15 protein-coding genes are annotated in these 24,316 nt (G+C 67.7%); 8 read left to right on the top strand and 7 right to left on the bottom strand.

Translation table 11 applies throughout. The features are described 5' to 3' along the window. The first annotated feature begins 43 nt into the window (after window positions 1–43). Both ACFTSF_RS39905 and ACFTSF_RS39910 read left to right on the top strand, forming a co-directional pair. Window positions 44–3,352 (top strand): S8 family serine peptidase, encoded by a 3,309-nt coding sequence (locus ACFTSF_RS39905; RefSeq protein WP_380160611.1) that lies wholly within the window; start codon window positions 44–46, stop codon window positions 3,350–3,352. A 92-nt stretch (window positions 3,353–3,444) separates the two neighbouring features. After that, a complete protein-coding gene (locus ACFTSF_RS39910; protein ID WP_380160613.1) occupies window positions 3,445–6,726 on the top strand; it encodes a S8 family serine peptidase in 3,282 nt (1,093 codons plus the stop codon). A gap of 1,415 nt (window positions 6,727–8,141) precedes the next feature. Here the strand turns inward: ACFTSF_RS39910 and ACFTSF_RS39915 are convergent. Then, window positions 8,142–9,134: a malate dehydrogenase gene (locus ACFTSF_RS39915; RefSeq protein WP_344156715.1), complete on the bottom strand. Its 993-nt coding sequence runs from the start codon at window positions 9,132–9,134 to the stop codon at window positions 8,142–8,144. A gap of 180 nt (window positions 9,135–9,314) precedes the next feature. Between ACFTSF_RS39915 and ACFTSF_RS39920 the strand changes: the two genes are divergently transcribed. The 3 genes from ACFTSF_RS39920 (at window position 9,315) to ACFTSF_RS39930 (ending at window position 17,166) form a co-directional block, all read left to right on the top strand. Continuing rightward, window positions 9,315–10,448, top strand: coding sequence for a glycerophosphodiester phosphodiesterase (locus ACFTSF_RS39920; RefSeq protein WP_380160615.1), 1,134 nt, complete (start codon window positions 9,315–9,317; stop codon window positions 10,446–10,448). Between the two features lie 16 nt (window positions 10,449–10,464). Beyond that, window positions 10,465–11,271, top strand: coding sequence for a spermidine synthase (locus ACFTSF_RS39925; RefSeq protein ID WP_380160617.1), 807 nt, complete (start codon window positions 10,465–10,467; stop codon window positions 11,269–11,271). 87 nt (window positions 11,272–11,358) lie between these two features. Beyond that, a complete protein-coding gene (locus tag ACFTSF_RS39930; RefSeq protein ID WP_380160619.1) occupies window positions 11,359–17,166 on the top strand; it encodes a hypothetical protein in 5,808 nt (1,935 codons plus the stop codon). Here ACFTSF_RS39930 and ACFTSF_RS39935 read toward each other — a convergent pair. Further along, window positions 17,135–17,623, bottom strand: coding sequence for a helix-turn-helix transcriptional regulator (locus ACFTSF_RS39935; RefSeq protein WP_380160621.1), 489 nt, complete (start codon window positions 17,621–17,623; stop codon window positions 17,135–17,137). The genes ACFTSF_RS39930 and ACFTSF_RS39935 overlap by 32 nt on opposite strands. Window positions 17,624–17,698: 75 nt before the next feature. Between ACFTSF_RS39935 and ACFTSF_RS39940 the strand changes: the two genes are divergently transcribed. Continuing rightward, a complete protein-coding gene (locus tag ACFTSF_RS39940) occupies window positions 17,699–18,556 on the top strand; it encodes an MOSC domain-containing protein (RefSeq protein WP_380160623.1) in 858 nt (285 codons plus the stop codon). Between the two features lie 11 nt (window positions 18,557–18,567). Further along, window positions 18,568–19,830, top strand: a complete 1,263-nt coding sequence (locus tag ACFTSF_RS39945) for a M1 family metallopeptidase (protein ID WP_380160625.1) — start codon at window positions 18,568–18,570, stop codon at window positions 19,828–19,830. Here ACFTSF_RS39945 and ACFTSF_RS39950 read toward each other — a convergent pair. Further along, a complete protein-coding gene (locus tag ACFTSF_RS39950; RefSeq protein WP_380160627.1) occupies window positions 19,827–20,270 on the bottom strand; it encodes a lamin tail domain-containing protein in 444 nt (147 codons plus the stop codon). The two genes, ACFTSF_RS39945 and ACFTSF_RS39950, sit on opposite strands and share 4 nt — an antisense overlap. Before the next feature lie 139 nt (window positions 20,271–20,409). Continuing rightward, window positions 20,410–21,159, bottom strand: a complete 750-nt coding sequence (locus ACFTSF_RS39955) for an MBL fold metallo-hydrolase (protein ID WP_380160629.1) — start codon at window positions 21,157–21,159, stop codon at window positions 20,410–20,412. 85 nt (window positions 21,160–21,244) lie between these two features. On the opposite strand from ACFTSF_RS39955, the gene ACFTSF_RS39960 reads away from it, so the two are divergent. Next, the gene (locus ACFTSF_RS39960; protein ID WP_344156733.1) at window positions 21,245–22,192 is read left to right on the top strand and encodes a helix-turn-helix domain-containing protein; all 948 of its coding nucleotides are present in this window, start codon (window positions 21,245–21,247) and stop codon (window positions 22,190–22,192) included. Here ACFTSF_RS39960 and ACFTSF_RS39965 read toward each other — a convergent pair. The 3 genes from ACFTSF_RS39965 to ACFTSF_RS39975 form a co-directional block, all read right to left on the bottom strand. After that, window positions 22,189–22,455: a hypothetical protein gene (locus tag ACFTSF_RS39965; RefSeq protein WP_344156736.1), complete on the bottom strand. Its 267-nt coding sequence runs from the start codon at window positions 22,453–22,455 to the stop codon at window positions 22,189–22,191. The two genes, ACFTSF_RS39960 and ACFTSF_RS39965, sit on opposite strands and share 4 nt — an antisense overlap. A 463-nt stretch (window positions 22,456–22,918) precedes the next feature. Beyond that, window positions 22,919–23,989, bottom strand: a complete 1,071-nt coding sequence (locus tag ACFTSF_RS39970; RefSeq protein WP_380160632.1) for a hypothetical protein — start codon at window positions 23,987–23,989, stop codon at window positions 22,919–22,921. A 58-nt stretch (window positions 23,990–24,047) separates the two neighbouring features. Then, window positions 24,048–24,316, bottom strand: a 269-nt coding sequence (locus ACFTSF_RS39975) for a hypothetical protein (protein ID WP_380160634.1), incomplete at its 5' end; no start/stop codon positions are given.

Below are 24,316 nucleotides of genomic sequence, written 5' to 3' on the forward strand. Positions count from 1 at the left end.
TGTGTCGTCTTAGGTTCCGACGGCCGGGACTGGGGAGATACGGATGAAGTTGACGGGCAAGCGCTGGATGGTGGCAGGCGTCGCGGTGGGGGTGACCGCGGCGCTTGTCGCCATGGGGGCGGGCGGGGGAGCGCAGGCGGCGCCACAGCCGGTGGGGGTACCGGTTGTGAAAGCGGCGGCTCCGGATCGGGTGGTGACACTGATTACCGGGGACCGAGTGGTGGTGCGGGGTGGGGACCTGAAGAAGGTCACCGTGACTGCCGGCAAGGAGCGCGAGGGGGCGATGTTCCGGATCGGGCGGGAGAACGGGCGGTTGACCGTGCTCCCGCTGGATGTGGCGAAGGCGGTGGCCGAGGGGCGGTTGGATCGGCGGTTGTTCGACATCACCGGGCTGCTGGCGATGCAGTACGACGACGCGCACACCTCCGCGATTCCGCTCTTGGTGGAGTCGGCGGGACCGCGTGCGGCGTTGCGGGGGACGAGTTTCGGGCCGGTGCTTGGTGGGTCGGGGTTGTCGGCGGCCAAGGTGGACAAGGCGTCGGCGGGTGCGTTCCTCACCGGCATGAGGGCTCGCTCTGCGGGCGGCACGATTTGGCTGGACGCCAAGCGGCAGACCCAACTCGACCAGAGTGTGCCGCAGATCGGCGTACCGGCGGCGTGGAAGGCGGGGTTCACCGGCAAGGGGGTGCCGGTGGCGATCCTGGACAGTGGGATCGATGCCGGCCACCCGGACTTCAAGGGTCAGATCGTGGCCAGCAAGAACTTCACCGAGGAGCCGGCCGGTGACGCGCTTGGGCACGGGACGCACGTCGCCTCGACGGTTGCCGGAACTGCGGCGGCATCGAAGGGTAAGTACAAGGGAGTTGCGCCGGGCGCGCGGTTGATCGACGGCAAGATCTGCGATGGCGAAGGCGGCTGCTCGGATTCGGCGATCCTGGCCGGGATGGAGTGGGCTGCGGTCCAGCAGAAGGCTCGCGTGATCAACATGAGCCTGGGCATCTGGGACGAGCCTGGCGTGGACCCGATCGAGGCTGCGGTCAACCGGCTGACCGCCAAGACCGGTGCACTCTTTGTCGTTGCAGCAGGCAACGAAGGGCCGGACGGCCGAACCGTCCGCTCACCCGGTACGGCGGCGTCCGCGCTGACCGTTGGTTCGGTCGACAAGAAGGACGTTCTCGCGGATACCAGCAGCCGTGGACCGTTGCTGGAAGGGTCGGCGATCAAGCCCGATGTGACCGCGCCTGGGGTGGACATCGTTGCTGCCAAGGCGAAGAACTCGCAGATCGGTACGCCGGTCGGTACCAACTACCTGCAGTTGAGCGGTACGTCGATGGCCACGCCGCACGTCGCCGGCGCGGCCGCGATCCTGGCTCAGCAGCACCCGAAGTGGAAGGCAGCTGAGCTCAAGGCAGCGCTGATGGCGACGGCGAAGCAGTTGCCCGGTCAGTCGGTGTTCGAGCAGGGCTCGGGGCGGATCGATGTCGCGCGGGCGATCACCGACTCGGTGGTCTCGGTCCCGGGCAGCATCGGTTTCGGTACGGCGTTGTGGCCGCACGCGGACGACAAGCCGATCGCCAAGAAGCTCACCTATCGCAATCTCGGGACCAAGCCGGTCACTCTGTTGCTGCAGACCAGTTCGACCGTCGGCGGGAAGCCCGGACCGGCCGGTGCGTTCAAGCTCAGCGCGCGGAAGCTCACGGTTCCGGCCGGCGGTACTGCCGCCGTCACGGTCACCTCCGACACCCGTCACTCCGGCCCGGACGGCCTGTACTCCGGTCGCGTCGTCGCCACCGCGAAGGGTGTCAGCGTCGGCACGCCGCTGGCTGCGGACAAGGAGATCGAGAGCTACAACGTCACCGTGCGGCACCTGATGCTCGACGGCAAAGGCACCGAGAAGAACTACACCCGGATCTTCTCGCTGGACCAGGAGAAGATCATCGAGGTGCCGACCGATGCGAACGGCGTCGCGAAGCTCCGGATCCCGCGCGGCCGCTACCTGGTCGAGGGCCTGCTCGGTGACACGAGCGACCGCCTGTACCAGCTGCTCTGGCCGAACCTGACGGTCGATCGGGCGATGACACTCGCCGTCGATGCACGCAAGGCGAAACCGGCCGCGTTCACGATGCCGCGCAAGAACACCGCGCTGGTCGAGGCGCAGTTCGACTACCACTGGGAGGGCAAGGACTTCTTCTGGGAAGGCAACATCTCCACCCAGAACCTCGACAAGCTGTACGTCGGATCGATCGGAGCGCCGCTGGACGGATTCACCGCCACGATCAACTCGCGCTTCGTGGTGCAGCGCAAGGCCGGTGACAACCGCAACGCGCCGTACGACTACAACCTGGTGCAGAGTCGGAAGCGCACCTACTTCACCGGCTACCGGCGGACCGTCCGCGAGGCTGAGCTCGGCCGGATCCAGTCGCAGTACGCCGTCGATGTCGCCGGGCGGATCGTGACCGACGAGCGGTTCGGCTGGCTGCCGGGCGCCGGGGGCAGCACGGCCGGGATCAGAGTCGAGTACGACGGGCCTGTGACCGCGACGCACTTCGTCGAGGCCCGTGACGGCGGCGGTGCGATCTCGTGGGACGGGAATGTCAGCTACCTGCATCGCGAGGGCGGTAACGACGACGAGCTGTGGTCGCTCACCTCGGAAGGCCCGAAGTCGAACCCGGGTCAGCAGTACGGCGAACGGTGGGGTCGCTCGGTGGTCAACGCCGGGCTGCAGAGCGGCGACAGCAGTTACCGGACCGGGAACGAGTTGGCGTTGTTCATGTTCCCGCTCACCGACGCCGATGGGCATGCCGGGACTGGACTCACCGGGGCCGAGGACGAGTGGACCAAGCTGTACCGCAACGGCAAGCTGGTCGCGTCCGAGTCGGTGGCCGGGCAGATCTCGCTGGACAACGCGCCGGCCGAGAAGTCGACGTACCGGCTGGAGACCTCGGTGCAACGCAGCAAGTCGCAGCTCGGGACTCGCGTCGACCACGTGTGGACGTTCGCCTCGCAGAACACCGGCGACGCGAAGGTGGTGCTGCCGTTGCGCGACGTGCACTTCCAGCCGGCCGTCGACGCTCTGAACTCGGTGCCGCGGACGACGGTGACCACGTTGCCGTTGACCGTGGTCAACCAGCCGGGAGCGAAGCCGGCGCCGATCGAGTCGGTGGCCGTGCAGTTCTCCGCCGACGCCGGGAAGACCTGGCAGCGGGCGATCGTCGTACCGGGGGTCGGCGGCAGCTACTCGGCAGTCTTCCGGACGCCGGCCGGCAAGGTCGTTTCGCTCCGTTCCACGGTCAAGGACCGCGACGGCGGAACGGCCACCCAGACCGTGATCAACGCGTACCGGATTCGATGAGGATGGAATAGTCCGGTTGATGCAACCCCACGGAGGGTTTCTGACGTCTCGGCTGCAGAGAGCTCATCCGAAACCCCTGGGGAGGACCCGTCGTGACTCGGAGTTCGAGGACGAGACCCGCGATCGCCGTACTGGCTGTCGCGGGTCTTGCATTGACTGGCTTGAGCGGGCAGGCGGTGGCAGCGCCGGCACCGGCACCCGCCGCGCCGGCGGCGCTTGGTGGAAAAGATGTGCAGGTCACGCTGATCACCGGTGACCGGGTTGTGCTGCATGGCGGTGATCCGGCGAAGCAGACCGTGTACGCCGGACCGGGCCGCGAGGACATGGTCTTCCAGAAGGAGCGGACCAAGGACCACTCCTATGTGATCCCGGCCGACGCCGTGAAGGCGGTCGGCGAGGGACGGCTGGATCCGCGGCTGTTCGATGTGACCGGGCTGATCAAGGCCGGGTACGACGACGCGTCGTCGAAGGTGATCCCCGTCCTGGCGACGTACGACGGCAAGGCCAAGCGGAGCACGCCGGTCGGGGCGAAGGTGACGCGCCAGTTGCCGTCGATCAAGGGCGCGGCGCTCGACGTGGACAAATCGAAGGCCGCTGCCTTCCTTGGCAAGCCGACGGCTCGATCGGCCGGTGGGTTCGCCAAGCTGTGGCTGGATGGCAAGCGCAAGGTGACGCTGGACGAGTCGGTGCCGCAGATCGGTGGACCGGCCGCGTGGGCCGCGGGATACACCGGTAAGGGCGTGACGGTCGCCGTACTGGACACCGGAGTCGATGCGACGCACCCGGATCTGGCGACGCAGGTTGCCGGGGCGAAGAACTTCACAACCGAGTCGGCCGAGGACGTGATCGGTCACGGGACGCATGTCGCGTCGACGATCGCCGGGACGGGCGCGGCTTCGGGCGGCAAGTACAAGGGCGTGGCGCCGGACGCGAAGATCTACGACGGCAAGATCTGCGTCGAGGAGGGCTGCTACGAGTCCGACATGCTCGCCGGGATGGAGTGGGCGGCCAAGGAGGTCAAGGCCAAGGTCGTCAACTTCAGCATCGGTGGTGAGGACACCCCGGAGATCGACCCGATCGAGGAAGCCGTGAACCGGCTGACCGCGGAGACGGGCACCCTCTTTGTCGTTGCCGCTGGCAACAGTGGGTTGGCCGGCGCCGGGTCGGTCGAGTCGCCGGGCAGCGCCGAAGCCGCGCTGACCGTTGGTGCGGTCGACAAGCAGGACGGCCTGGCCTACTTCTCCAGCATCGGCCCGCGGGTCGGTGACAGCGCGGTGAAGCCTGACGTCACTGCGCCGGGTGTGGACATCGTTGCGGCCAAGGCGAAGAACTCTTCGATCGGTGAGCCGGTTGGGGATCAGTACCTGCGACTCAACGGTACGTCGATGGCGACCCCGCACACCGCTGGTGCCGCGGCATTGCTGGCGCAGGAGCACCCGTCGTGGAAGGCAGGTGAGCTGAAGAGCACGCTGATGGGTTCGGCCAAGGTGGCCGCCGATCAGACCTCGTTCCAGCAGGGTGCCGGGCGGATCGATGTCGCGGCTGCGATCAAGCAGACCGTGGTCGCTTCCGAGGGCAGTCTGTCCTTCGGTCTGGCGACCTACCCGCACACCGACGACGAGCCGGTTGTGAAGACGCTGACGTACCGAAACCTTGGCGATCAGCCGATCACGCTGAACCTGGCGACGACGTACAAGGACGGCACGGGGGCGGCCGCTCCGGCGGATGCCCTGCAGCTCAGTGCGCCGACCGTGACGGTCCCGGCCGGCGGAACCGCTTCTGTGCAAGCGACCTCGAAGACGAACCACAGTGGGCCGGACGGCCTGTACTCCGGTCGCATCACGGCCACGGGCGGCGGCCAGACGGTCGTCGTACCGGTCGGTGCCGACAAGGAGGTCGAGTCGCACACGCTGACCGTGCAGACCCTCGCTCGCGACGGAAAGCCGTCCGACTACCCCGTCAAGGTCTATGCCGTGGACAAGGGCGAGCTGCTGTCGTTCGACCCCAACGCCGATGGCGTGGTCAAGGCCAAGCTTCCGGCGGGCGAATACCTGGTCGGCCAGTTCCAGGAGTTCGAACGGGGCGAGGAGGACTGGATCTTCTTCCAGTTGGTCGCACCGCAGGTACAGGTCGACGCCGATCGCACGGTCGTGCTCGACGCCCGGCTGGCCAAGCCGGTCGTGACCAACGCGCCGAAGGCCGGTGCCGAGCAGGCCACGTCCGCCATCGGCTACGACCGGACGAAGCCGGGCGTGAACGCGGGATACAGCAACGAGTCAAGCGGCTTCGGCAACGGCGAGATGTTCACGTACAGCACCGGCCCGAAGCTGACGGAAGCCGAGATGATCGGTCATATCGCGTCGCAGTGGGGTGTTCGAGGCGAGGAGGGCTTCTTCTTCAACACTCCGTATCTGTACGCCCTGGCGGAACGGCAGCTGGGCGAGTTCCCCACCGGGTACAACCGGACCGTGCGGCCGAAGGACCTCGCGGTGGTCGACACCCAGGCGCACGCGACGACCGACCGGCGGGCAATCGCGTTCATCTTCCCGGCCCTGGAAGGCGTCGGCTGGTCCGGCGCACGAGCCATCTACCTCGACACGCCACGATCGATCCGGTACTACGTCGACGCGAAAGCCGGCTGGAACACGAACATCGAGGAGGCAGCGTCGCCGGAGGATCCGTTCGCGCGACCCAGGTGGCAGCTCGCTGGTCAACTAAAGAACTACCAGGCAGGCCGGACCTACCACGAGCAGCTGAACGTGGCAGCCTTCGGCCCGGCCGGCGGTACGTCGCGCATCGGCAACAACCTCGGTGTGTACGTCGGCAACTACGGTGACGCCAGCGGTGCAAGAGGATCCGTCCAAATCGATTCGGGGAGCAGCATCCTCACCCGCAACGGCGAGCAGGTCGCGACATCCAACCGCTTCGGGTCCGTCGAAGCAAGCGACCAGCCGGCGGAGAAGACGACGTACAAGCTCGTCACCACCGGCACCCAGTCGGTCTCACCCTTCGCCACCCGAGTCGACCTGGACGCAACCTTCACCTCAACCGCAACCACCACCTGGACCCAGCTGCCGATCATGACAGCCCGCTTCCAGCCCCCGGTCGACGCCCACAACCGGGCTGCGCGCACCAAGGTGACGACCCTCCCGCTGGTGATCGACGGCGCCAAACACCTCAAGTCCGTGAAGGTCGAGGTCTCCGGCGACAACGGCACCACCTGGACCACCGCCAAGGTGACCAGAACCGCCAAGGGCTACAAAGCCACCTTCACCACCCCCGCCGGCACCACCATCTCCCTAAGAGCCCACCTCATTGACCAAGCCGGCAACACCACCAACCAATCCACCACCTCCGCCTACCACCTGAAGTAACCCCACCCACCGCCGCCGAAGGACACCACCTTCGGCGGCGGCTCCATTTGCCGCCGCCCCAACGACACCGCCTCCGGCGGCGACAGACCTTTGGCGCCTCCGGCGCAGCCTCCCCGGTGGATCCGCCCTCGGCGGGTTTCGTCAACTTCGGTACGGCGGTCGGTGGCTGGGGCGCGCTGGTCTGCGGCCTGGAGCGTGGGTGCCGAGCCCTCGCCGCTGCGGCCGGCTCACAGAGGTGGTGCGGCGGGGCGGATCTGTGGCTGGGCTGCTTGGCGAGGTAGCGACTGGGTGCAGGTTGCCTGGGGCTGACGGGCTTTGGTTGCTGTACGAGAGCTGTGTGGAACATATGTGGCCCGCATGTGACGAGAAGTTTCCCCAAACACCAGCACCCAAAGGCGAAACGACGCTTTGCGGATACCTACTGCCGCTATGAGACTCTCCTGACCCATCCGTGGGTAGCTCGCGGGTCTGTCAGGCCGGCGGGCACCTGCGATCGCCGGGCTCGGCCGGTGTGATCGCCGAATGTGGGGAGTGCGTCGCCGACTGAAAGAACTCTGCAGCTGGATATCGATTTCTAGCGGCAATCTCCTTCCACTCGACACCCGGCCGGCTGTTACTAGACGGCGAGCGAAGCCACCGTGCAGACCGGTGCGAGGGGAGTTGGCCGGAGGAGGTTGGACACAGGCGCAGGTCCGTTCCGGGGAGTCGGCGGGACACAACTCGGGGGTGCATACCCCACGCCGGGCCCTTGAACAGGTCATGCCTTGTTCAAGGCCACCATGTCCTGTTCACACCCCCAGCAACTGCTCGGCGCGGCCACGCCGAACTACCCACGGATAGGTCAGAAGAGCCGGATATGAGTACCACCGCAACAGGCTCTCTGTGGCAGTGATCATCCGTGGATGGTCGTCGGTCGCGCATTTCGCAACGGGAGGTGGAGTGTGGGGTGCATCTTGGGCCGTTCGGGCCCAATACATTCCCCGCACCGGCCAACACCAGCCGCCCGGGCGCAACGGGCTCCCCACACCGGCCAAACGAGCCGCTTGAGCCCAAGAGGCTCCGCGCAGTGGCCGAACCACCCGCGGCGGTCACCTAATTGGCAACCTCGTCTTCAACCGCAACCGAAGCCCGTCAGCCCTAGGTGACGGGCACTCGATCGCCGTCCTCGCCATCCCCCTCAGCCACCCGCCCGCACTAGCCACACCCCTCTGTAAGCCGGCCGCAGCGGCGAGGGCCCGGCACCCACGAATCCGGCCGCATTCGAAGCTGCCTGAGCCGCCCGAGGCGCCGAGTGCATTTGAGGGTGGAAGCACGAAGCCCCCGCCGGGGCGAGGGCTTCGTTCGATGACCACGTATTGGCCGGGATCACGGCCGGCGGGATCCCGGTGGAGGCTGCGCCGGAGGCGGTGTCCGTGTCAGCCGAGGAGGTTCAGGGCTTGGACGGCGTCTCGTTCTTCGGCTAGTTCGGCGGTGGAGGCGTCGATGCGGGCTCGGGAGAAGTCGTTGATGTCGAGGCCCTGGACGATTTCCCAGTTGCCGTCCTTGGTGGTGACGGGGAAGGAGGAGATGAGGCCTTCGGGGACTCCGTAGGAGCCGTCGGAGACGACGGCCATGGAGAGCCAGTCGCCGTCGGCGGAGCCCTTCAGCCAGTCGCGGGTGTGGTCGATGGTGGCGGCTGCGGCGGAGGCGGCCGAGGAGGCGCCGCGGGCTTCGATGATGGCGGCGCCGCGCTTCTGGACGGTCGGGATGAAGTCGTTCTCGAGCCAGTCGGTGTCGGCGGTGAAGTCGGCGGTGTTCTTGCCGGCTACCTCGGCGTGGAAGATGTCCGGGTACTGGGTGGCCGAGTGGTTGCCCCAGATGGTCAGCTTCTTCAGGTCGGTGACGTGGACGCCGGCCTTGCGGGCCAGCTGCGCGAGCGCCCGGTTGTGGTCCAGCCGCGTGAGTGCGGAGAAGCGCTCGGCGGGGATGTCCGGGGCGTTGCTGCGGGCGATCAGGGCGTTGGTGTTCGCGGGGTTGCCGGTGACAGTGATCCGGATATCGTCGGCGGCGTGGTCGTTCAGTGCCTTGCCCTGGCCGGTGAAGATCGCGCCGTTGGCCTCGAGGAGGTCACCGCGCTCCATGCCCTTGGTCCGCGGCCGGGCGCCGACCAGCAGGGCGACGTTCGCGCCGTCGAAGATGACGTTCGGGTCGTCGCCGATCTCGACGCCGGCCAGGGTCGGGAAGGCGGAGTCCTCGAGTTCCATGACGACGCCCTCGACCGCCTTCAGCGCCGGGGTGATCTCGAGCAGCCGCAGCTCCACCGGGGTGTCCGGGCCGAGCAGGGCACCGCTCGCGATCCGGAACAGCAGGCTGTAGCCGATGTTCCCGGCGGCTCCGGTGACGGCCACCTTTACCGGTGTAATGCTCACGACAGCTCCAATCTGTGCATTCTTGTGCTTCGGACGCTAGCAACATCCGCAGGCGGGCCCAACCCTGGGTCACCTCCGACTTGCTCACATCATCAGCGGTTCGTTCACCGAGCGGTCATCTGCCGGACGCAGAGGTAGCAGAAGGTTCTCGACAGTCCCTGACTTGTAAGGAGTAAGTGCATGAAGCGGTTCGTCCCCGTCGCCGTCTCGGCCCTCGCGGTCGGTACGGCCCTGCTGGCCCCGCAGGCCGTCCAGCAGGCCACCCAGCAGAACGGCGATCAGGCTCAGGTCGCCGGTTCGGCGTACCACCACCGCGACGACTTCGTCATCGTCGGCCACCGTGGCGCCTCCGGATACCGCCCCGAGCACACCCTGGCGTCGTACGAGCTGGCCGCCCGGATGGGCGCCGACTACATCGAGCCCGACCTGGTCACCACCAAGGACCGGGTCCTGGTCGCCCGGCACGAGCCGGAGATCGGCGGTACGACGGACGTCGCGCAGCACCCGGAGTTCGCGAACCGGAAGAAGACGAAGGTGCTCGACGGGACCTCGCTGACCGGCTGGTTCACCGAGGACTTCACGCTCAAGGAGCTGAAGACGCTCCGCGCGGTCGAGCGGATCCCGGCGATCCGGCAGCACAACACGGTGTTCAACGGCCGGTACCAGATCCCGACCTTCCAGGAGGTCATCGACCTGAGCAAGCGGCTGTCCAAGGAGCTCGGCCGCCCGGTCGGCATCTACCCCGAGACCAAGCACCCGACGTACTTCCAGCAGCAGGGTCTCGCGCTCGAGCCCGAGCTGGTGAAGACGCTGAACCGCAACGGCCTGAACCGCCCGGACGCCAAGGTGTTCGTGCAGTCGTTCGAGGTCTCGAACCTGATCGCCCTGCACAAGCAGCTCCGGGTGCCGCTCGTCCAGCTGACCGACGCCGTCGGCCAGCCGTACGACTTCACGGTCGCCGGTGACAAGCGCACGTACGCCGACATCACCAGCCCGAAGGGCCTGAAGGATGTCGCCAAGTACGCCGCCGGTCTCGGCCCGTACAAGGCGCAGATCATCCCGTTCACGGCCGATGGTAAGCAGGGCAAGCCGACCACGCTGGTCGCCGACGCGCACCGGGCCGGCCTGGTCGTGCATCCGTACACCTTCCGGGTCGAGAACAACTTCCTGCCGAACGAATTCGACAGCGACGCGGTCCCCTCGGACTCCGGCAACCTGTTCGGCGAGATCGCGACGTACCGGAAGCTCGGGATCGACGGCCTCTTCACCGACAACACCGATGTCGCGGTCGCGCAGGAGAAGGAAAGTAAGTAGCTGACAAGATAGGTGGGTGGAACGCAAAGTCGGCTCGGGGACAGCGACGGTCGAGGCAGCGCCGGACGGCACGTTCGTCCTGCGTGTCGACGGCTCGCTGCAGTCGCAGGTCGATCTCGCGGATCCCACCCACCTGTCCTTCGAGTACATGCGCCGGATCGCGGACGTACTCGACACCATGACGCCCCGCCGGCAGCCGATCGCGGTCACGCATATCGGGGGTGCCGCGCTCAGCCTGCCGCGGTACGTCGCGACCACCCGCCCGCGGTCCCGCCAGATCGTGCTCGAACCGGACGAGGATCTGACCGAGTTCGTCCGGGAGGCCCTGCCGCTGCCGAAGCGGTCCGGGATCAAGGTGCGCGGGGCCAGCGGCCGGGCCGGGATCACCGACCTGTACGACGACTCGATGGACGTCCTGATCCTGGATGCGTTCGAGCGTGAGGCGGTCCCGGCGAACCTGGTCACCACCGAGTTCTTCGCCGAATGCGCCCGCGTCCTGCGCCCGACCGGCCTGCTGATCGCCAACCTGATCGATGGACAGGCCGGGTTGCCGTTCATTCGCCGTACGGCGGCCACCGTGCGAACCACCTTGGGTGAGGGCGTCGTACTCGCCGAGCGCAAGGTTCTCCGCGGTAAGGGGTTCGGCAACGTCATCCTGATCGCCTCCCCGCACGAGGTGCCCGATCTGACCGCGACCGGCCGCCGCGCGCAGCCGCCGTACGACGTGAGTCCGCTGACCGAATTGGCCGGCAAAGCGACCGTGCTGACGGACAGCGACGGGTTCGCCCCGCCGGCCGCCCCGCCCGGCACATTTCGCCCCTGATCATCGGCACGGCAGGTAGCTGACAGGCTACGGACTGTGATATGTAGATGACGGCGTCCGCCCGCCATCGACATATGGGGGTATGGGATGGGTCGGCTACGCCTGGGGATCGCTCTGCTGCTCGTGGCCGGTTTCGGTCTGGTGCCGACGGCAACAGCTCGAGCAGAGACGATCCGGACCTTCGGCAAGGTCTTCGGGACCCAGACCAACGGCGCGATCCGGATCACCGGCAACGCGCTGGAGACCTGCGACACCGCGAGCAGCCCGTGCAGATCCGCGCTGGCCGGCAGCGGTTCAGGGGCCTCGAACAACGAATGGGCGATGCGCCTGCTCGATGCCGACGCCGACGCGGCAACGAAGTCCTCGTCCGCAGCCACGGTCACTGTGCCCGACGGCGCGAAGGTCATCTACGCCGGCCTGTTCTGGGGAGCCTCGCGCGCCGCAGGCACCGGCGGTACGGCGAGCAGTGGTGACGGCACAACGATCAAGCTCAAGGTGCCGGGGGCAACGTCGTACCAAACGCTCACGGCCGGGCGGACCGACTATCTGAGTGCGCAGACCCAGGACTACTCGTCCTACCGCGATGTCACCGACGTCGTGCAGAACGCGGGCAGCGGTGAGTACTGGGGTGCGGATGTTGCCGCAGGTACCGGATCGGACCGGTACGCCGGTTGGAGTCTGGTGATCGCGTATGAGGACGCGGACGAGCCGCTGCGCGACCTGACCGTCTTCAACGGCTATGCGCGAGTGACCACCGGCGATGTGATCAAGACCAGCATCTCCGGCTTCCTCGCCCCACCGAGCGGCGCGGTGAATGCCCGCTTCGGCAGCGTCACGTACGAGGGCGATGCCGGGATCAGCGGCGACTACTTCGCGGTCAACGGCACTCGTCTCGCGGACGCGCAGAGCCCGTCGGCCAACTTCTTCGGCAGCCGGGTCACCGATGCCGGCGCGAACCTCACGAACCGCAATCCGGCCGCGCTGAACAACCTCGGTCTGGACGCGAAGGTGGTCGATGCCGCCGGCATCCTTCCCAACAGCGCGACTAGCGCCGAGCTCACCTTCGCGAGTACCGGCGACTTCTACTATCCGGCCGCGCTGACCACCCAGATCGACCTCTATGCGCCGGCCATCAAGGGGACGAAGACGGTTCGCAACCTGGCCGGTAACGACCCGGCCAAGGTCGGCGACACTCTCGAGTACACGCTCAACTTCGGCAACACCGGCGACGACGACGCGCTCAAGGCCGTGGTCCGGGACACCCTGCCGCCGAACACGACGTACGTGCCGGGCTCGCTGTCTGTGTCGATGGGCGCCGTGGCCGGCGCCAAGACGGACCAGGCCGGCGACGACCAGGCCGAGTACGACGCGGCCTCGCGAACCGTTCGTTTCCGGGTCGGCACCGGTGCGAACGCGACCACCGGCGGCCGGCTGAAGAAGAACCAGAGCACCACGGTCCACTTCCGCGTCACCCTCGACGACGCCTCGGCCGGGACCACGGTCGTGAACACCGGCTATCTCGACTACACCGCCGAGACCCTCAACAAGCCGTACACCTACCGCCCCGACGAGGTCCGCACGCCGGTGGCCGCCTCGGCCGATCTCCAGCTCACCAAGACCGGTACGCCGGACCCGGTGCCGGCCGGCGCCGACCTGACCTACACGATCGTTGCCAAGAACAACGGTCCGAATACGGCGAAGGAAGTCGCGGTCACCGACACTTTGCCCGCCGGCGTCGAGTTCGTCTCGGCCACGCCGACCCAGGGCACGTGTAGCGGCACGCTGAGTTGCACAATCGGAGATATTCCATCCGGATCGAGTGCCACGATCACTGTCGTGGTGAAGGTCCCCGCTACCAGCACAGCAACGGGTCTGACGAACGTCGCAACCGCGATCACCTCGACCTCCGACCCGAACCCCAACAACAACACGGCCTCGGTCACCACCCCGGTGACCCGAGTCGCCGACCTCTCGCTCCAGAAGGCGGTCGTCCCGGACAACCCGGCGGCTGGTGAGAAGGTCAAGTACACGCTGACTGTGAAGAACAACGGTCCGTCCGCGGCGCAGCAGGTCCGGGTTGCCGATTCGCTCCCGGCCGGTCTGACGATCATCGATGCCCAGGCCCCAGCCCCTGCCGGATGTTCGGCAGCCGGCCAAGACATCACCTGCCTCGTCGACACCTTGGCCGGCAACGCCACGCTGGTCATCCAGGTGACCGCGACCCTCGACTCGGCGTACCAGGGTGGTCCGCTCACCAACGGCGCCGCCGTCTCGAGCGCAACCCCGGATCCGGACCTGTCCAACAACACCGGTACGGCGACCATCACGCCAGGTGATCCGAAGGCCGACCTGGTCGTCGGCAAGCAGACCATCACGAATCCGGTGGTCCCGGGCAAGTCGGTCACCTACCAGATCACCGTGCACAACGACGGCCCGTCCGATGCCCGCGCTGTGCAGGTCGCCGATGACCTCCCGGCCGCGTTGAGCGACGCGACCGCCGACTCGACGGCAGGTTCCTGCACGGTGTCGTCCGGCGAGATTCGCTGCGCGCTGGGCGACCTTGGGGCCGGTTCGAACGCCACGATCACCGTTACTGCCAAGGTGTCCGCGACCGCCACCGGCACGCTGACCAACAGCGCCACGGCAACCAGCACGACGCCTGATCCGGAGAAGTCCAACAACACCGGCCGCACCACCGACAACCTCAGTGCGAGCGCGGATCTGGCGATCACCAAGACCGCGCAACCCGCGCCGGTCCACGCCGGGCAACCCGTCAGCTACAAGCTGACGATCACGAACAACGGCCCGTCGGCCGCGCAGTCGGTGACGGTGACCGACCCGGTTCCGGCGCCGCTGAAGTATGTCTCGGCCTCGACGTCACAGGGCTCGTGTGAACAGGCCGACGGGACAGTCACCTGCGCAGTCGGAACAGCTGCCCCAGGCGACGAAATCACCGTGACCGTGGTCGCGAACGTCCCCTCCGGAACCCCACCGAACGAGCTCGCCAACACGGCCAAGGTCACGTCGCCGACCCCGGATCCGGTCGCGGACAACAACAGCGCGACGTACACGCTGCTCACCGGTGCCCAAGCGAACATCACCCTGACCAAGACCGTCAGCCCCGACCCGGTCGTCGCCGGTGAGGCGATCACCTACAACCTCACCGTCAGCAACACCGGACCATCCGATGCGCAAAGCGTTTCGCTGGACGACGACGTACCGGCTGCTGTGACCAGTGTGAGCGCCTCGCCGACCGGCGGTGCGACGTGCAAGGTCAGCGATGGGCGAGTGACTTGTGAGTTGGCCACGCTGGCAGCTGGGGACAGCTTCGCGGTCAAGGTGACCGGCACGATCGCCCCGGCGACCACGCCCGGCGCGTTGACCAACACGGCGTCGGCCGGTGCGAAGACGCCGGAGGATCCGACCGACTCCGACAACACAGCGACCAGTGCGACGACTGTCCAGGCGCGGGCGGATCTGTCGATCGCCAAGACCGCTGCCGAAACCGTTGTCGCAGGCAACGAGCTGACCTACACGTTGATGGTCAACAACGCGGGTCCGTCCGATGCGGTCGGTGCGGTCGTCACCGACACACTGCCCGCCGGTACGACGTATGTCCGCGGGTCGAGTTCCGCCGGCGACTGTCTGCAGGACCCATCGGTCTCGGAGCCGGTCGTGATCTGCCCGGCCGGTCGGCTCAAACCTGGTGGTCAGCTCGTCATCACCGTGGTGACCAAGGTCGACCCGGCTCTTGCCTCGGGCAAGTTGACCAACGCGGCGACTGTTGCTTCGCAGACGCCTGATCCGAACGACTCCAACGACCGCGGTACGGCCGACACTGTGGTCACCTCCTCGGCCAATCTGTCGATCACCAAGTCGGTGAAGCCGTCACCGCTGGTCGCTGGCGGCGAGGGCCTCTACACCCTGACTGTGCACAACGACGGTCCATCGAGCGCGCAGGCCGTCACCGTGACTGACACCCCGCCGACTGGCGTATCGATGCTGGAGGCAACTAGCGCCGAAGGCACTTGCACCACGGCGGTGAGCTGCACGCTCGGGACGATGGGGCCGGGTGGCGAGGCGGTCGTACAGATCCGGGTCAAGGTGGATTCGGGCCACACTGCGCCGATCACGAATGCGGCCAGTGTCGCCAGTACGACACCGGATCCGGAGCCGGCCAACAACACCAGCACGATCACCACGGAGGTCGATCAGTCTGCGGATCTCACGGTCGTCAAGACCAGTGACGAGAAGTACGCGACTGCCGGTGGTGGCGTGACCTATCGCCTCACCGTCGTCAACAACGGTCCGTCGGATGCGACCGCGGTCGCCTTGTCGGACACGCTGCCGACTGGGCTTGCGGTGGTCAAGGTCGAGCCCGACTGCACGGTCACCGGGCCGAAGATCGAGTGTGCACTGGGCACACTTGTCGCGGGCAAATCGACGACGGTCGTCGTCACGGCCGTCCTCGACTCCGGCTACTCCGGCACGACGGTTGCGAACACCGCGACCGTGAAATCGCCGGTTTCCGATCCCGTTGACACCAACAACAGTTCGACCGTGACGATCCCGGTCGGTACCAGCGCGGACGTCCAGGTGACGAAGCAGTCCGAGCCGGGGACCGTCACGCCGGGCAGCACCTTCGATTACGCCATCGTGGTCACCAACGCCGGTCCGTCGGTCGCGCGTTCGGTCGTGGTGACCGACACGATCCCGGCCGGTCTGACGATCGTGTCGGCGGGAACGCCGTGCCAGGTCGACGGACCCACGGTCCGGTGCGCGCTGGGCGACGTACCGATCGGGCAGGTGTTGCTCTCGATCCGGGTCAAGCTGGCGGCTGGGTATGACGGCGCGACGCTGACCAACACCGCGACGGCCGCGTCACCGACACCCGATCCGGACAAGGACAACAACACCGGGACGAGCGTTTCGCCGGTGGCCGCGCAGGCGGATCTAGCGATCACCAAGACGATGTCGCCGGCCAATCCCGTGGCGGGTCAGCGGGTGACGTACACGCTGACGGTTCGCAATGCTGGTCCGTCCGATGCGCGCAAGGTCGTCATCACCGACGAGCTGCCGCGCGGTCTGACCAACGTGTCCGCGACCGCCCCATGCGTCGTGCTGCCGCCCACGGGCTCCGCCCGCGCCACTGTTGGTGGCCGGGAGGTCGGCGCGCCGGATGCTCCGGAGGCGGGGGTGGTTCAGTGCGGTACCGCGGTGCTGGCGGATGGCGCGGTGATCACGGTGACGATCGCGGCTACCGTCGTACCGGGGTTCAGTGGTGAACTAACGAACCTGGCGCGGGTCGGGTCGGCCACGCCGGATCCGGTGAGCGCGAACAACGAGGCGAGGGTGACCGGGCGTCCTGGGCGGTCGGCGAACCTCGAGGTCTTCAAGACGGCGTCCAGTCCGACTGTGGTCGCGGGTGGTTCGTTGCGGTACCGGATCGCGGTGCACAACGCCGGACCGTCGGCCGCGCTGAAGGTGTCGGTCACGGACGAGCTCGCGGCCGGGCTGCGGTTGCGGTCGACCCCGGCGCGGTGCCAGGCGGTCGGGCAGCTCATCACCTGTGCGCTCGAGCGGATCGACCCTGGGAAGACGGCGGTGATCGTGCTCGACGTGGTGGTGGATCCGAAGTACGGGAGCAAGTCGGTGGCCAACACCGCGACCGCGACGTCGGTGACGCCCGATCCGGACCCTCATGACAACACCAGCACGGTGACGACCACGGTGACGCCGAAGCCTGAGCCTCCGAAGCCGGGGTCTCCGAAGCCGGACCTCCCCGATACGGGTAGCCCGGTCGGGTTCTGGGCAGTCGCGATGGCGTTCATCCTGCTGGCGGCCGGGACCGTGCTGATCGTGGTCAGCCGGCGAGCCGGTCGACGCAGTCGCTGAAGGCGAGGCGCTCGGTGCGGCTCGCGCCGAGCGCCAGGATGAACTGATCGAGCCTGTCCGGTCGCGGTACCCGGCCACCTCGCAGCCAGCTCTGCAGGGTGGCCCGCGGGATGCCGGTGAGCCGCTCCAGCGAGCGGAGTGACCGCGGCCTGGTCAGCGCGGTGAGCGCCGCGCCCAGGTCCTGTGGGGTCGCGGCCGCGCGCAGCAGTTCGCTGACGTCCTGGGGGTCGCGGGCGGCCGCCTCCCAGTGCCGCCGCCAGATCGGCAGGAGCTCGGCCGGTACGTCGCACCCGGTCAGGAACGCGACTGTCACCGGCCAGCTCGGAAGCTGCTTGCCGCTGGTCGCGCGGACCAGATGGGCGTGGGAGTAGTGGGCCTGATCGGCCAACTCGCGATAGCTGAGACCGGCATCCTGGCGGACGCGCTGCAGAGCGCCGGTGAACGCTTCCAGCTGCATGACAACCTCCTCGTGATCAAACATAAGTCAACATGAACGAACAATTCAAGTGACGGCGACCCGTAGGATGGGCGCATGTCTGTCGCGCGCGTGGCTGCCTTGGTTCACTACCCCATTAAGGGACTGTCCGGCGTACCGGTTGAGCAGGCCGAGATCGGGCCGAGCGGAGTCGCCGGCGACCGCACTTTCATGCTGGTCGACCCCGACGGGACCTTCCTCAGCCAGCGATCGGTGCCCGCGATGGCCGCGCTGCGGGCCGAGCTCGCCGGCGACACGCTGCGGCTGGCCGCGGCGGATGCGCCCGATCTCGTCGTACCGATCCAGTACGACGGGAAGCGGCGCGACGTCAGCCTGTTCGGCAAGTGGTTCGGGCTGGGCGTGGTGCAGGACGCGGCGGCGGACGAGTGGTTTTCCGCACGGCTCGATCGGCCGGTCGGCCTCGTGAGGGTGACGCCGGAGCATGAGCGGCCCGGCTGGGGTGTGCATCGCGGCGAGACCGGTTTCGGTGACGCGCATGCGCTGCTGATCACCTCGCTGTCGTCGCTCGACGGGCTGAACGAGCGAATCGCGAGCCGCGGTGGCGAGGCGATCCCGATGAACCGCTTCCGGCCGAACGTCGTGGTCTCCGGCTGGTCCGAACCGCACACCGAGGATCGGGTACTGCGGATGTCGCTCGGCGCGGTCGAGATCGGCTACTCCGCGCGGGCGATCCGTTGCGCCGTACCGACGGTCGACCAGGCGACCGGTCGTAAATCCGGGCCGGAGCCGACCCGGACCTTAGCCTCGTATCGTCGGGAGCCGGCGTACGGCGGCGGTGTCAGCTTCGGGATGAAGGCGGCCGTGCTGACCGGTGGGACGGTCACGGTCGGTGATGAGATCTTGGTACACGACTGGATCCCGGCCGGGACGGATCCGGCGCCCGCCACCCGGTAGCGTCCGGAGCTGTGCACCGGCTCCTACTGTTGCTGCTGGCCCCTACCTCGTTGCTGGTAGCCCCCAGTTCCTTGCTGGCAGCAACACCGCCGGCGCCGGGCGCGCCGTCGTACGAAGTCTCGTTGACCGGCACGCCCGATGGACGGACCTGGTCGGGGCGGGAGACTGTCAGCTTCACGAACACCGCGGCGGAGGCGCTGCCGGAGGTCTATCTGCGGCTGTGGGGCAACTCGCGTGGTTGTGGCTCGGTTGAGGTCACGGGTGGGACCGCCATGCGTGACTGCACGGTGGTCAAGTTTTCGTTGCCGAAGCCCCTGAAACCGGGGGAGCGGACGTCGATCGGCTTCGACGTGAAGCTCACTGCGCCGGATCGTGAGGATCGATTCGGGCGTTCCGGCGAGTTCAGCTTCTTCGGGAACGCGCTTCCGGTCCTGGCGGTTCGTGATGCGGCCGGCTGGCATCTCGAGCGCGACATGGGGATCGGCGAGAGCTTCTACACGGTCGCAGCCGACTTCTCCGTACGGCTCACGCATACCGGAAACATCGCCGTACCGTCGACCGGCGTGATGACTGATGGGGTCGCAATCGCGAAGCAGGTAAGGGATTTCGCTTGGGCTGCTGGTCCATTCCAGAGTACGTCGGTGACATCGCCCGGTGGTGTGACGGTGCGGACGTGGGCGACGCCGACGGTGACTGCGGCCGCGGTCGACTCGGCTCGCGCTGATGCGGCTGCGGCGCTCGACGAGTTCGGGCGGCGGTTCGGTGCGTACCCGGATCATGAGCTCGATCTGGTGCTGAATGATCGGTGGACGAAGTTCAGCGGGATGGAATACCCCGGGTTCGTCTTGCTGATCTCACCGAACAGTCCGGTCGTGCATGAGGTGGCTCATCAGTGGTGGTACGGGATCGTCGGCAACAACGAGTACGCCGATCCTTGGCTGGACGAATCGTTCGCGACGTACGCGACCGATGTCTTCGAGGACAATGACCGCGCCGGGTGCTGGCCGGGAACGTTGCCGGTGGCAATCACTCGGGACATGGGCTACTGGGGCGCGCACGATTCGTCGTACGGGACTTTTGTCTACACCTACGGTTCCTGCATGCTGCACGAGCTGGAGCGCCTGATCGGTACGCCGGCGATGGACCGGCTGCTGGCGTCCTACGCGAGGGCCCATTGGCACGGGGTGGTCACCCCGGCCGACTTCAAGACCGCCGCGCAGGCCGCCAGTTCCGTTGACCTGGCGCCGTTCTGGCGCACGCACGGGATCGGTTAGCAGGCGAGCGCGGCCCGGTTGGCGACGTACTTGTAGGTGCAGAAGTCGATGACCTTGTTCAGTGAGTTCTGCAGACGCGCGGTGTCGCCGTCGTTGTTCCAGATGTAGTTGCCCGAACCCCAGTACAGGTGGTTCGCGCTGTTGCGGCCCTTGCCGGTGTGCACCAGGACCGTGCTGCGCGCCTTCAGGACGAAGGTCGGCGGGAAGTAGTAGACGTGGCTGGCGGCATCACGGATCCGGTAGCCCTTCAGGCTGAGCGGACGCGTGGTGTTGTTGCGGATGCTGATGTACTCGAGGTTGATGTGCGTGTTGGTCCTGGTGTCCTTGCCGACCGGGTCGTACTGGATCCCGGCGACCAGGAACTGCGGTGCCGCCGCCGAAGCCGGAAGCGGAGCGACCAGCGCTCCGGCGGCGAAGACCGTCGCTGCGATTCCGGACATGGGCAGGCTGAAGCGTCGCGTGAACAAGGAATTCCCCCTTGGCAGTGGGCCAGATTTCCCCCCGGCCCTGATGAATCGTGCTGCCGGTTCCCCCCGGCCCTGGAGACCTTATTGGTGACGCTCCGTGGTCGTCAAGGGCTCAACGAACCTCGGTGGAAACCCCGTGTTCGAGGAGCTGGAGACGGTCGGTGAGACCGGCGTCGGCGAAGGCCTGCGCGAACTGGTCCGGGCCCTCGGTGAAGTGCGTCCAGCCCTCGGTGTGGACCGGGATGATCGTCGCCGGTGCGAGCAGGTGGGCGGCCTCGACGGACTCGGCGGACGTCAGCGTGAGGTTGGCCCCGTCCATCAGCACCGTCCGCGCCGCGCCGGCGAAGAGCACGGCGACCCCGAACGGCCCGAAGCGGTCGGCGATCTGCTTGACCAGGTCGACGGACGCGTTGTCGCCGGACACGTAGACGGTCGGCAGGTCCGCGCTCTGCAGGACGAACCCGGTGACGACACCCAGTACGGCCTCAGCGCCTTCCGGCCCGTGCAACGCCGGTACGGCGGTCACCGTGACCCCGTCGATCGTCGCCGACTCCCATTTGTCGAGTCCCTGGACACCGGGGATCCGGGTGCCCGCACCGGGGGTCGACAGAACAGTCGGGATCGACGGCAGCAGCGCGCGACCCGACATGTCGAGGTTGTCGAAATGCTCGTCGTGCGACAGCAGTACGACGTCGACCGGGCCGAGGTCGGCCGCCGGGATCGCCGGTCCGGTCAGCTTCTTCATCACCCGGCCGGTCGGCATCTGGTACTCGCGCGGCTCGTCGAAGGCAGGGTCGGTCAGGAAGGTCAGGCCGCCGTACGTGAACAAAGCGGTCGGCCCACCGATGTGCGTGATCTTCATGTCGTCGATCCTCTGTCGTTTCGGCCGGTCTCACCATTGGCCCGCGAGCCACAGTTCCTGAAGATCGGGCCATATACTGTCCGTCATGCGTAGCGTCGCCGTACTGGCCTTCGACGGGATGAGTCCGTTCCATCTGTCCGTGCCGTGCCTGGTCCTCGGTGATCCGTGGGACACGAACGGCCTGTACGACGTGCGGGTGTGCGCCGAGGAACCGGGGTTGCTGCGGACGAACGCCGGCTTCGGGATCACGGTCGAGCACGGGCTGTCGGTGATGGACACGGCCGACGTGGTGATCCTGCCGAGCTGGGAGCCGACGCGCGAGCCGTCCTCGTTGCTGTTGACGACGATCCAGCGGGCGCATGCGCGTGGAGCGGTCGTGATCGGGCTGTGCATCGGCGCATACCTGGTCGCCGCGAGCGGAATCGCCGACGGCCGCGAGGTCGTGACGCACTGGCGGCGGGTCGCGGAACTGCAGGCCCGGCACCCGGACCTCGCCGTACGGGCCGATGTGCTCTGGTCAGACCTCGGCGACGTGATGACCTCGGCTGGTACGGCGGCGTCGTTGGACTGTTGCTTGCATCTGGTGCGCACGCAGTACGGCGTGGAGGCGGCGGAGGAGCTTGCGCGCAACCTCGTGATCGCGCCGCACCGCAGTGGTTCGCAGGCGCAGTACATCCCGGTCCCGGTTCCGCCCGACCCCGGTGATGACGTGATCGAGAAGGCGATGGTGTGGGCGCGAGCCCGACTCGACCAGCCGGTTTCATTGGACGAATGGGCGGCTGCGGTTGCGTTGTCCCGCCGTACCTTCACCCGTCAGTTCCGGGCCCGCACGGGTAGCTCAGGCCAGGCCTGGCTCCTCCAGCAACGCCTGGACCGCGCCCGCCTCCTCCTCGAAACCACAGACCACCCAGTCGAGCGAGTAGCCACCGCCAGCGGCTTCGGCAGCAGCGCCGCCCTCCGCCACCACTTCCACGCCGTCCTCGGCACCACCCCGCAACGCCACCGCCAGGACTTCGCTCCCGCCCTCGCCTAGAGCAGCCAGAACAACGTGTAGATCGCCGGCGCCGCAAACGTCACCAGCAAGATCCAAGCCATCAACCGATGCCCGGTCTTCCCGCGATCCAGCCCCGAAGCGAACGACAACACCGCCCCCTCCTCGGTATGCCGGCTCAACCCCATCCGCTTGGCCTCCTCAGGCCGCCGATCAGGCCGCTCATCCGCCAACGCATCCGGCGGAATCCCAAAATGCGCCGGCCGCTCCGGCCCCAGGTCCCCACGTTCCCGTTCCCCGAACATGCACCCTCCCGCCGTAGCCTCCCCCCATCGTCCCACCAACCACCCCCCAACACCCGCGACATCTCCCTTACGCCCCACCAACAACCAGAACCAGCCCGCCCGCTCTCGTCGTGCGGGGCGGAAGTTGTGCCCCACCGGCCCAAGATCCACCCCACCCCGCCGACCAGCCCCGGCGCCCCCACCTTCGCCTGCCGCCCATTTGGTGGGTCCACCCACCGGGTTGTGGGTTCCCCCACCGCATGCGGGGTCGGGAACCCGCCACCGCATGGGTCAACCCACCAGATGGGGAGGAGGTGCCGCAGCGTGCGGATCCAACGGACAACCGGCGGTTGCGATCTCCGCCGGTCGCCGGTTGTCGGCGTACAGACAGGACGTATAGGTGTGCGGCGGGGGTTGTTCCCGCCGGCGGCCGCCCAGGCGACCGCGTAGCAGACGTATACGTCCTGTCCGTCGGGTGATTGCGTCAGTTGAAGTCGGCGACCCAGCCGACCCGGGTGACCCGCTTGCCGATGCAGAGCCCGAGGAGATCGACCGAGGTGCAGTACTTGTACGTGCCACGACCGACACCGAGGGTGCGCAGTCCGCAGTTCAGGAGGGTGCCCTTGCTTTGCGCCATCATCTGGTTGAACGCGTCGTTCGAGGACCAGTTGTCGCCGCCGGCTGCGGACATCGAGGAGCCGCTCGCGTTGACGTTGCCCGATTTGCTCCGGCTCTGTGCATCGCTGCGGGCTCCGTACGTCACCGGAGCGTCCTGCTCGAGCGGTGCGCACCCCTTGCTCTTGCGCGCGCTGTCGATCTGGTTGAACAACTGGATCTCGTCGTTCGTCATGTCCCCGTCAGCCGCGGGCGGCGGTGGTGGCGGAGGCGGCGGGGGTGTCTTCGTCGGCGGACCGGTCGGCGTGGTGGTGGGCCGGCTGGTGGGGGGATTGGTGGGCACCGTGGTGGCTGTGCTCGTTGGGTTGTCCGTGGGGACGGTCGTGGGGGTGTTGGTGGGACCGCCCGTGGGAGGTGCTGTGGGTGTCGTCGACGCGGTCGGGGTACCCGTGGGGGGTGCTGTGGGGGTGGCCGTGGGCTTCTTCGGCGGGACGGTGGGGTCGTCGACCGGGATGGTGCTGGGGGTTGCGTAGGAGTCGTCGGTGCGAGTACCGATCGGGAGCGAGGCGTCGGCCTCGTCGTTCTGCGGCTGGTGCAACAGGAGCCACGAGATCGGTGTGATGACGAGGAGTACCGCCGCCACCGCGATGAACGGCCGCCGCCTACCGCCCGCACCGCGCGCCGTCCGAGAGACCGGATGGCCGTCGGCATCAACCGCCGTACTGTCTGCTGCCTGGCGCGGCCGCCGGTTCGCCGCCGCCTTGCTCTCACGAATCGCCGCAGTGCGCGGCCCCGACAGTTCGGTCGTACCCCGCGCCGTCCGCGGATCCGCAACCGCCGCAACCGGCGGCTGCACGTACGACGAACTCGCCGCCGCCGTAGATTCGAACCCCTCCGACGCGGACCCGAGCCGGGTGGACTCGGTCCCAACAGACCCCACCGACGCAGAATCCAACCGCGCAGGTGAACCAAGCCGCCCTGACGCCGCAGGAGCCGTCTCACTCCAGGCCGACGCGGTAGGCGTCGACTCGAGCCGCCCGGATGCCGCAGGAGCTGTCTCGCTCCAGGTAGACGCGGTAGGCGCGGAGCCGAGTCGACTGGATGCGTCGGAGGTGGAATCGAGTCGACCGGAGGCGGCGCGGGCCGTCTCGCTCCACGTGGACGCGGTGGGCGTGGCGTCGAGTCGGCTGGGGGTGGGCTGGGTCAGGGGAGTTGCGCTCGGTGTCGACTCGGTCCGGGGGGACCCGAGGGAGGCGGATTCGCTCCA

The organism is Kribbella sp. NPDC056951 (assembly GCF_042674205.1).
GTDB lineage: Bacteria > Actinomycetota > Actinomycetes > Propionibacteriales > Kribbellaceae > Kribbella > Kribbella yunnanensis.